Below are 8,419 nucleotides of genomic sequence, written 5' to 3' on the forward strand. Positions count from 1 at the left end.
CCGATCAGTCTACGCCACCAGGACATGTTCCTTCCTCTCTCCACCCTGTCTTGCGAAAAGCCGCCAACACCGCTCGCTGCGGCGACATTGACCGACGATCGGTCTAGCGTCCTCGGCTACAGTCGCGGACCGAGGGCGCAGCGCCAGAACCGTCGGCTGCAACGCATTGTTACATCGCACCGCCGTTCCGGGTCTCGTCGGACCCTGACACTGTGCCTCGCCAAAGCGCCTGTCCGGCAACAATGCACGCAAGAAGCCAGCAGACTGCAGCAAACGACCACCGTGCACACGGATCTTTCCAACGCAGCAACCCGAGGGCGCTGCACACGCCGGCAGACACCGACAGGATGATCACGAACGCGGAATTGCTGCGGCTCCGCACAGCCCAAGCGACTGCCCTGCGCCAATCCGATCGTCGAACAGCCTCGGGATCTTCAACGGTGTTCATTTGACGCAATCCCTGTGTGCGATCTAACCAACGCCTCCGTTCAGCTGCGTGGGCGAGACATCACTGCCGAGGCCCAGCCGAGGCACACCCTGGCGTCAGCCGCATCGCCACGTGAGACGGCGGGGTCGGTCCGCTACGGTGTGCGCGCTCCCTCGGCCCACAACCTCTGGGCTTCTGACGCCCAGCGTCGAAACCGCAGGAAGCGCTCACCAGCCACGGTGAGCTCTCCATCGGGAACGAACCCCGCGCGCCGCACGCCGCTCGTGCGGACGCGACTGGGTGGCAACAGGATGATGACTGACGACGCGCCGAGCCCCTCGAAGGCGTCGCGCAGCAACCGCGCCAGGATCGCTCGTCCGGCGCCCCAGTGCGAGGGGTGCAGCACGATGCCGAGGTCCACGTCGCCATCCTCGGGCTGGAGCCCGCCCCACCCGGCGACTTCGCCGTCGATGACGAAAGCGCACGGGCCATAGCCGTGCGCCTCCCAGAGGCGTTCCTTGGCCGCGACGAAGCGGGCGCACTCCTCGGGCCCGAACGTCCCGCGCGCCAGGGGCATGTGCCGGCGCACCAGCGGGTCGTTCATGAGCGCGATGAGGGAGGCCGGGTCCACCTCGGAGAGTCGGCGGAAGACGATGTCGGACATCAGGACGGACGCGAGACAGAAGGACGAGCGAGAAGCCGGAGCGCCGCGCGCTGCTGGAGCGCCTGCCTGGGAGCTGCACCCCACATTGGCAACGGGTGGTCACTCGCAGGCGTGAGCCGCCTAACGTGGGCCGCTTCAGCCGCGGCGCCTCATGATCGCGCTTGGCGCGGTCGGCTGCAAGCGGTGGTTAGGCAGCCACGACATACCCCAGAGGAGTCGAAACAGCCCGAGGCATGAGTGTCTGACGCGTGGCCTGGCCGCTGCGTCGCCTCCCGCACGGTGACCGCCGCCATTCGCCCGCTGACCGCCGGGCGCGAACTCGCCGTGGGCAGGGTCGCCCGCCTGCAATCCCGTGATCCACACCGTGCGACGCAGGCACAGGTTGTCCCCGCGTTCGACGGAGACGCTGTTCATCGTCACTGAGGTGGTGGCCCCATCGGCGGAAGGCGGCGCTGCCACTCCTCGCAGCTCGGCGCCGGCTCGCGCCGCGGAAACTTCGGAAGCTGCTTCAGCTCAACGGGCTCCCCGAACTTGAAGTATTGCACCATGTCGAAGAAACAGGAGAAGGGCACGGTTGGCATCATCACCACCTGGTAGCCCTCCGCACGCCGCTGCTGTCCAGGGATACTTGCCAGTGTATTGAACGCGTCGAACAGACGCGCGAAACGCAGGGGCCCGGCGTCCCAGGGATCGACTCCGAGGTCGAAGATGATGTTGGCCACCGTCTCTCGCGCCTTTGGATCGTTACCCGCGACGAACACCGTGGCGCGCGTCTTCGTGAGCAGCGGGTCCATGAAGTAGACGATGTTCGGCAAGTTGATCCTGACCACGCGCATGGTCGGGTGCCGGGACTGAATCTGCTCCGCTCGCGCGCTGTCGGATGTGAGTTCCTGGTAGCCATCCGGCGCCACCTTCTTCTCGCCACCGCTGACATCGATGACGACCTTGCCGCTCAGGTCACCCAAGGTGCCCGCGACGTCAACGACCACTTCACCGGGGACCGCGAGGACGACCACTGGTGCCTGCGCCGCAGCGTCGGGCGGACTGACCACCGACGCGTGAGGCCCGGATCGCTGCACCAGGGCGCGTACCGCGTCACGACCGGGACCACGACTGCCGTAGATCACGCGATACCCCTGGGTACCCAATGCCGGTCCAAGGGCGCCGGCGAGAGTGCCCGTGCCGATGATCGCGACGGCCCCCTTCTCCGCTGCGGGCGCAGGAGGGTTCTCGGCGGGAGCCTTCGCGGCAGGAGGGGATCCGCAGGCTGACGCGACCGCCAGTGCGCCAAAAACGAGGTGGCGGACGTGGCGCAGCTGATGCGTGCGGAGTCGTGTGGGCACTTGAGTCGAGTCTATTGGTGTTTGGGATCCTGGCTTCCGCCGGGGTGACGGCCCCGCATCGCGCGAGGCCGCCCGCCTTGAGAGGGACACGCCATCAGTGTTCACGCTTCCGACACGTTGTTGTCTGCCTAACGTGCCTGCCTAACGTGGTTCGGCTAAGCCGCGCCGCGTGGCGCCACGATAGCACCGCCACGCGGGCACCCGGAGGCGCGCGCCAGCGCGCCGGAGGGCGTCGGCTTCAGCCGCCCGTTAGACAGCCGCTTAGTCGATCCGCAGTTCGTCCACAAACCGATCGTTCCACCCGAAACGTTCTATGCCCAACTGGTGACGGAGCAGGCCCATGACCACCGCCTCGATCTTCGGCCGCGACCAGCCCTCGCCCGTGCGCAGCAACTTCGCCGCATGAAGCGTCGCCACTCGCCGCGCGGTGTCGCCGACCGTCCCTTGGCCGGTCGGTGCGGATTGCCATGGCCAAAGACGAGGCCACGCCGACACGTTGAGGGTGGTCCCGAGGTCGCGCCATGCCGTTGCTCTCCCTGTCTTCGGCAGCAACGTGAGCCATGTTGTCTCGGGGCGGAACGCCTGGCGAGGGTGCGCCAGCACCGTCATGGCGGAGCGTCTCACCAGATAGAATGCGCGCTGCTCCAGGCAGGGCGAGGGTCCCGACGGCAGGCGAGCCTCAAGGTACTGCACCAGGCGGCCTGGCGTTGTCAGGCCTTCCGCTTCGGAGTCGGGAATGGCAAGACCAAAGGCTTCCTCCGTCGCAATCACGAACTCGACCAGGTCCAGTCCCATGTCTTGAGTGCCTGTCTAACGTGCTCCGCTTCAGCCGCGGCGCCTCATCATCGCGCCGGGCGCCGTCGGCTGCAAGCGGCGGTTAGGCAGCCCCGCGTCTGCCGTGCAATGCATCGATGACAACGTCGGGATGCTTGGCCGCCACTCGGAGCAGTGCAAGCGCCGGCCCCTCAGGCATGCGCCGCCCCTGCTCCCAGTTCCGAAGCGTGGCGACACTCACGCCGATCATCACCGCGAACTCCGATTGCGATGTGCCGAGTTTGGCCCGGACCGCCTTGACGTCCGCAGGGCGGAACACCGTCGTCCGAGCCGCCTTCAGCGTGCCCCGCCGAATCCGTCCCGCCTGGCGAACGCTTGCCAGGAGTTCCTGGAATGCCGCCTCCTTCACTTGAACTCCTCCCGAACGAGCGCGGCGAGTGCGCGCACCTGCCCCGGCGTGAGATCGCCCTGGTCGTTCTTCGCGTAGGCGTACAACAAGTAGACCACCGATGGCCGGGGCGCCCAGTAGTACAGCACGCGCAAGCTGCCGCGCTTCCCAGCACCGGTCCGCCCCCAACGCACTTTACGCACACCTCCCGAGCCCTTCACGACCGGCCCTTGCTCGGGGCGCAGCATCAAGGATGACTGCAGCGAGCGGTAGTCCTCATCGTCGAGGTAGGCGCCGATGACCTTGGTGAAGATCGGCGTCTCGACGAACCGCATGGAGTGAGTATACGCCAATGGCGCATGGCCGATGGCCACGCGAGATGTGCCTGCCTAACGTGCTCCGCTTCAGCCGCGGCGCCTCATGATCGCGCCAGGCGCCGTCGGCTGCAAGCGGCGGTTAGACCGTCTGGCACCCACCCTACCTGCGGCGTTGCCAACGAGACGGATGTTGCCGACCGTGAATCGACAGCACGACAACCGAACCAGAAGCCACGCGAAAGTAAACCGCGTAGGGAAACCTACGCAACACGGCTCGCTGCGTCGCGCCATGCACGCGAGGAAACGCTGCGGGAAGGTTGGCGATCCGCTCCACGAGTTCCTCGAGGGCTTCACCGAACTGGTCGCCGAGGCCCGAACTCCGCGTTTCGTACCACTCTTGAACCTCGACCGCCTCCGCAGCGGCTTGTGGCCGGAAGACGACCTGGAGTGGCATGCTCAGCCGCGAAGCTTGGAACGAACCACCGACCACGGTACGCCGCTAGCGGGATCGTTGAGGTGTTCGGCCCAACGCCGGTCGAGTTCGGCCCGGTCGGCCTCGCTCAATTCGAGCTGTTCGTCCCGTTCGTCGTCGTTGAGGCTCTCCCACAGGGACATGGCCAAGACAGCCCGGTCCCCGGGTGGAAGCTTCAAGAGCTCGGTCAACGGATTCGAAGGCATGCGGCGATCGTCGCACGATGGTTGACAGCCTGCAATCGGTCGGCGCCGGGAGCCGCTCGGTGGGCTTGGCCGCTGTTCGCTGACCGGTCTAACGTGTAGTAACCCGCAGCATGTCTGCCGCGTTCGCAGCCTATTCGTTGCCGCTCGTCAGCGGCAGGACCTGCCAAGTCCCCTAGAGGCAAGGACTAGCCAGGCGACGACGACGGACCACATTCGTCGATAGGCTGGTCGGCGTATGCGGATATGCTGCACGCCTCACAGAAGGTCGTCAAGCGGACTCCTCACGCCCCGGCCCCCAGCGTTCAGCACGTGCGTGTAGATCATCGTCGTGCTGACGTCACGGTGGCCGAGCAGCTCCTGGATCGTCCGGATGTCGTAGCCGGACTGGAGCAGGTGTGTGGCGAACGAGTGCCGGAGCGTGTGGCAACTCGCCGCCTTCGCGATGCCGGCGCGCGCCACCGCCTGCGTGACGGCCCGCTGCACCACGGTCTCGTGCAGATGATGCCGACGACGCTGCCCTGTGTGGCCATCGAGGTACGTGCGCGTGGCCGGGAACACCCACTGCCACGCGAGCTCACGACCCGCGCGTGGGTACTTCCGATCAAGCGCATCCGGCAGAGCCACCCAACCGGCACCGGCCTCGAGGTCACGGCCGTGCAGTCTCCGACTCTCCTGAAGGCAAGCCGTCAGCGCAGGCACCAGCCGGGTCGGCACGACGGTCACGCGGTCCTTCCGCCCCTTGCCGTCGCGCACCCGCACCTCGCGGCTCGCGAGGTCGACATCCTTGATCCGGAGCGTGAGGCACTCCAACAGTCGAAGGCCGCCGCCGTAGAGCAGCGATGCGACGAGCCACTCCCTGCCTTGAAGCTGCGCCAGCAGTCCGCGGACCTCGTCGCGCGTCAGCACGACCGGCATGCGCGCCGGACGGCGCGCATGCCGGACCAGGCCATGTCACCAATCGAACTCGAGGCCCAGGACACGGGTGTAGAGGAAGAGCAGCGCGCTGAGCGCCTGGTTCTGCGTCGATGCGGCCACCCTCCCATGCACGGCCAGCGAGGACAGGAAGGCCGTCACCTCGGGCTCGCCCAGTGTCCTCGGATGCCGGTGGCCATGGAAGCGGACGAAGCGCCGGATCCACCCGACATACGCCTCCTCCGTGCGCGGCGAGTAGTGCCCCGCCCTGAGCGCCGCGCGGACGACCTCCCCCAACGTGCGCCGCCGACCCGGCTGGCCACCAGTCATGCAGGGCGACGCGGCGAGAGGCGTGCCATCCCAGACGTCGCCAGCACCCACAGGCATCGGCAGCCGCACACGCGGACCTGTGCAGAATCCGCACAGCCAGCGACGCTAGCGGGTGGCGCGTTTCGCAACGCTCGCGCGCCGACCGATCACGCACAGCGAGGCGTCACTCGGGACGCCAGCGTCGAGCGTCCTCCGGCGTCAGCGAGTACACCAGGGCGTCATGGGGCTGGCCACGCACGTGCAGACGATTCCTCGCCGTGCACTCCAGCGTGGCGCCCAGCGCTTCCGCCACCCGTTGGCTGGCGACATTCCCGGGGAGCACGACGATCTCGAGCCGCGTGAGGCCAAGTTCACCGAAGCCGAGTCGCGCCGCCTGCCGGGCGGCGAGCGTGGCGACGCCCCGTCCCCTGTGCGGGGCACTGACCCAGTAGCCGATGTTGCCCGTGCGATGGACCGCGTGGATCTGATTGATGCCGGTGCCGCCGACGACTGCGCCCGACGCACCCTCGAAGATGCCGAGCGGGAACTCGGCACCGCTGGACCACGCGGCCTGCGCGAACGAGATCCACGCGGCCGCGTCGGCAAGCGCGTAGTCTTCCTGGCACCATGGCATCTCGCGCGCCAGCGCCGGAAGCGACGCGCGCACCGCCGACAGCAAGGATGCCGCGTCCTCCGGCCGAAACTGCCGGACGACGTACGCCGCTGCCGCAGCCATTCCGCGCCGGGCCCCTCAGCCGAAGATGAGCCGATAGAGCAGCATCCCGACGGCCAGCCCCAGCACCATCCCGACGCCGAACTTCGTGTTCCCCTGACTCATGCCTGCCCTCCCGTGGTCACTGACGCCACGATCATCGTCGAGGTGCCTGCGGCGGCCGGCGTGACGCCGCCGGCCGCGAGCGTTCACGCCGTGGTGACGCGGCGCGCCGTCCACGTGGCGCTGCGATACTCGCCCATGTCGATCGTGCCCGACAGCGTGTCGCCGGACAGCTCGCCCGTGAACCGGTAGTTGAGCGAGTTCCCGCTCCGCTCGGTGATGCGACTCGTGAACGCGACCTTCGCCCCATCCATGGTCCCCGACAGCTCGCGCGTCTCGATATCGCCCTGGTGCGAGCCCTCGATGACGGCGCCGCGCTGGCGGAGCTGCAGCACGTGCGTGCTGCGCGACGCCAGGAACGCGATCTCGACACGCCACTGCCCCGCGACATCGCCCGCCGGCGCGGCCGCGGGTGGCGGCACAACGAGCGTCCGCTTCGCCGACAGGACCGCACGCAGCCGCTCACCGACGACGGTCTCGTCGCCGGGCTGGAGCATGGAGGTCGCGAGCGTGAGGCCCGCGTCACCAGGCTGCCCGTCTCGCGCACCCGAGGCGCCGCCGACGGTGATGCGGGGCTCCTCGTTGTACAGGAGCTCGACTGCCTGCGCTCCAGTGAGCCCGACCTGCGACGCGGTCCAGCGGAGCGTGACCCGCGGGCTGCGGTTGGATCGGTCCTCCCAGGGTTCACGCGCAATGGTCGCGGTCACGCCAGGCACGCGCGATGCCGCCGCGGCAATGACCTCGGCCTGCCGCACCCACTCGGCCCACTCGGCGGCGCGGTCGCCCTTCACCCAGCGCTCGACGGCGATGAGCATGCCGACGACCTCCTCGCGGCCCACCTTCATCGCCCGCGCGTAGCCGTGGTGCGGCGCGCTGTGCATCCAGGCGGCCTGCACGAGATCCTTGCGCCCGAGCAGCAGTCCGGCGGTCTGCGGCCCACGCAGGATCTTGCCGCCGCTGTAGCCCACCAGCGTCGCGCCGCGCTGCAGGTGGACGTTGGGCACGGTGAGAATCTCCGCCGCGGCGTCCACCATGATCGGCACGCCGTGCGGCGTCGCGATGCGCGCGATGGCCTCGAGCGACATGGGCCCCGTCTCGTTGCGCGGTGTCGTGAAGAAGTAGATCATGGCCGTCTTCGGCCCGATCGCCAGCGCCAGGGCCTCCGGCGTGTCGACCTCGACGATGGTCACGCCCACGGCCCGCACGGCGGCGTCGTACACGTTGCGCGAGTGCGTGGGGATGATCACTTCGGTCTTCGCGAAACCCGTCAGATCGGGCAGCCGCACGTGCAGGTCGGGATTGCCGCCGGCGACGCACGCCGCCGTCGCGTGCGAGATCGCCGCCGCGCACCCCGAGCTCACCATGCCCCACTCGGCACCGGTGAGTTCCGCGAGGCGCTTGCCCGCGGCCTCCATCAGTTCCTCGAAGTTGGCGTAGTGCTGGTTGGCCGCGGCCTTGGCCGCGCGCACCTCGGGAAGTTCGACCGAGCCCCCGATGATGGTGAACGTGCCCCGCGCGTTGATGATCGGCCGCACGCCGAGCGCGGTGTACAGGTCGGCGCCGGTCGGCGAGGTCGCGGCGGCGCCGCGGGCGACCGGTTGCGCCGCGGCCGCGGCTCCAGGGACGAGCGCGCCGAGCCCGAGCGCGCGGGCGGTGCGAAACAGCTGTCGCCGGGTCCAGCCAGTCGGTGCGGCGGAGTCGTGCATGGGGGGATGGTACAGGAAGGGGTGGTAGAGGAAGGGGTGGTAGAGGAAGGGGTAGGGCCCGCTCTC

10 protein-coding genes and 1 pseudogene are annotated in these 8,419 nt (G+C 68.6%); all 11 read right to left on the reverse strand.

Annotated elements, in window-relative coordinates:
• Nucleotides 1-581: 581 nt before the first annotated feature.
• Nucleotides 582-1,091 (reverse strand): GNAT family N-acetyltransferase, encoded by a 510-nt coding sequence (locus Q0C41_RS15335; RefSeq protein ID WP_291984906.1) that lies wholly within the window; start codon nucleotides 1,089-1,091, stop codon nucleotides 582-584.
• A 416-nt stretch (nucleotides 1,092-1,507) separates the two neighbouring features.
• Nucleotides 1,508-2,434, reverse strand: coding sequence for an NAD(P)-binding domain-containing protein (locus Q0C41_RS15340; RefSeq protein WP_291984908.1), 927 nt, complete (start codon nucleotides 2,432-2,434; stop codon nucleotides 1,508-1,510).
• Nucleotides 2,435-2,695: 261 nt separating this feature from the next.
• Complete coding sequence (locus tag Q0C41_RS15345) at nucleotides 2,696-3,229, reverse strand: acyl carrier protein (RefSeq protein WP_291984910.1); 534 nt, start codon at nucleotides 3,227-3,229, stop codon at nucleotides 2,696-2,698.
• Nucleotides 3,230-3,311: 82 nt separating this feature from the next.
• Nucleotides 3,312-3,617: a NadS family protein gene (gene nadS / locus Q0C41_RS15350; RefSeq protein WP_291984912.1), complete on the reverse strand. Its 306-nt coding sequence runs from the start codon at nucleotides 3,615-3,617 to the stop codon at nucleotides 3,312-3,314.
• Nucleotides 3,614-3,931, reverse strand: coding sequence for a type II toxin-antitoxin system RelE/ParE family toxin (locus Q0C41_RS15355; protein WP_291984914.1), 318 nt, complete (start codon nucleotides 3,929-3,931; stop codon nucleotides 3,614-3,616). Before Q0C41_RS15355 ends, nadS begins: the two co-directional genes overlap by 4 nt.
• Before the next feature lie 142 nt (nucleotides 3,932-4,073).
• Nucleotides 4,074-4,367 (reverse strand): type II toxin-antitoxin system RelE/ParE family toxin, encoded by a 294-nt coding sequence (locus tag Q0C41_RS31435; RefSeq protein WP_367079223.1) that lies wholly within the window; start codon nucleotides 4,365-4,367, stop codon nucleotides 4,074-4,076.
• 2 nt (nucleotides 4,368-4,369) lie between these two features.
• Nucleotides 4,370-4,591, reverse strand: a complete 222-nt coding sequence (locus Q0C41_RS15360; protein WP_291984916.1) for an addiction module protein — start codon at nucleotides 4,589-4,591, stop codon at nucleotides 4,370-4,372.
• Nucleotides 4,592-4,846: 255 nt separating this feature from the next.
• Nucleotides 4,847-5,833 (reverse strand): annotated as a pseudogene (locus Q0C41_RS15365) (integron integrase).
• Between the two features lie 163 nt (nucleotides 5,834-5,996).
• The gene (locus Q0C41_RS15375) at nucleotides 5,997-6,548 is read right to left on the reverse strand and encodes a GNAT family protein (protein ID WP_291984919.1); all 552 of its coding nucleotides are present in this window, start codon (nucleotides 6,546-6,548) and stop codon (nucleotides 5,997-5,999) included.
• Nucleotides 6,549-6,563: 15 nt separating this feature from the next.
• Nucleotides 6,564-6,737: a hypothetical protein gene (locus tag Q0C41_RS15380; RefSeq protein ID WP_291984922.1), complete on the reverse strand. Its 174-nt coding sequence runs from the start codon at nucleotides 6,735-6,737 to the stop codon at nucleotides 6,564-6,566.
• On the reverse strand, nucleotides 6,734-8,419 hold a 1,686-nt coding region (locus tag Q0C41_RS15385; protein WP_291984923.1), incomplete at its 5' end, for a PLP-dependent transferase. The genes Q0C41_RS15385 and Q0C41_RS15380, both read right to left, overlap by 4 nt.

Source organism: Luteitalea sp., assembly GCF_022842525.1.
Lineage (GTDB): Bacteria > Acidobacteriota > Vicinamibacteria > Vicinamibacterales > Vicinamibacteraceae > Luteitalea.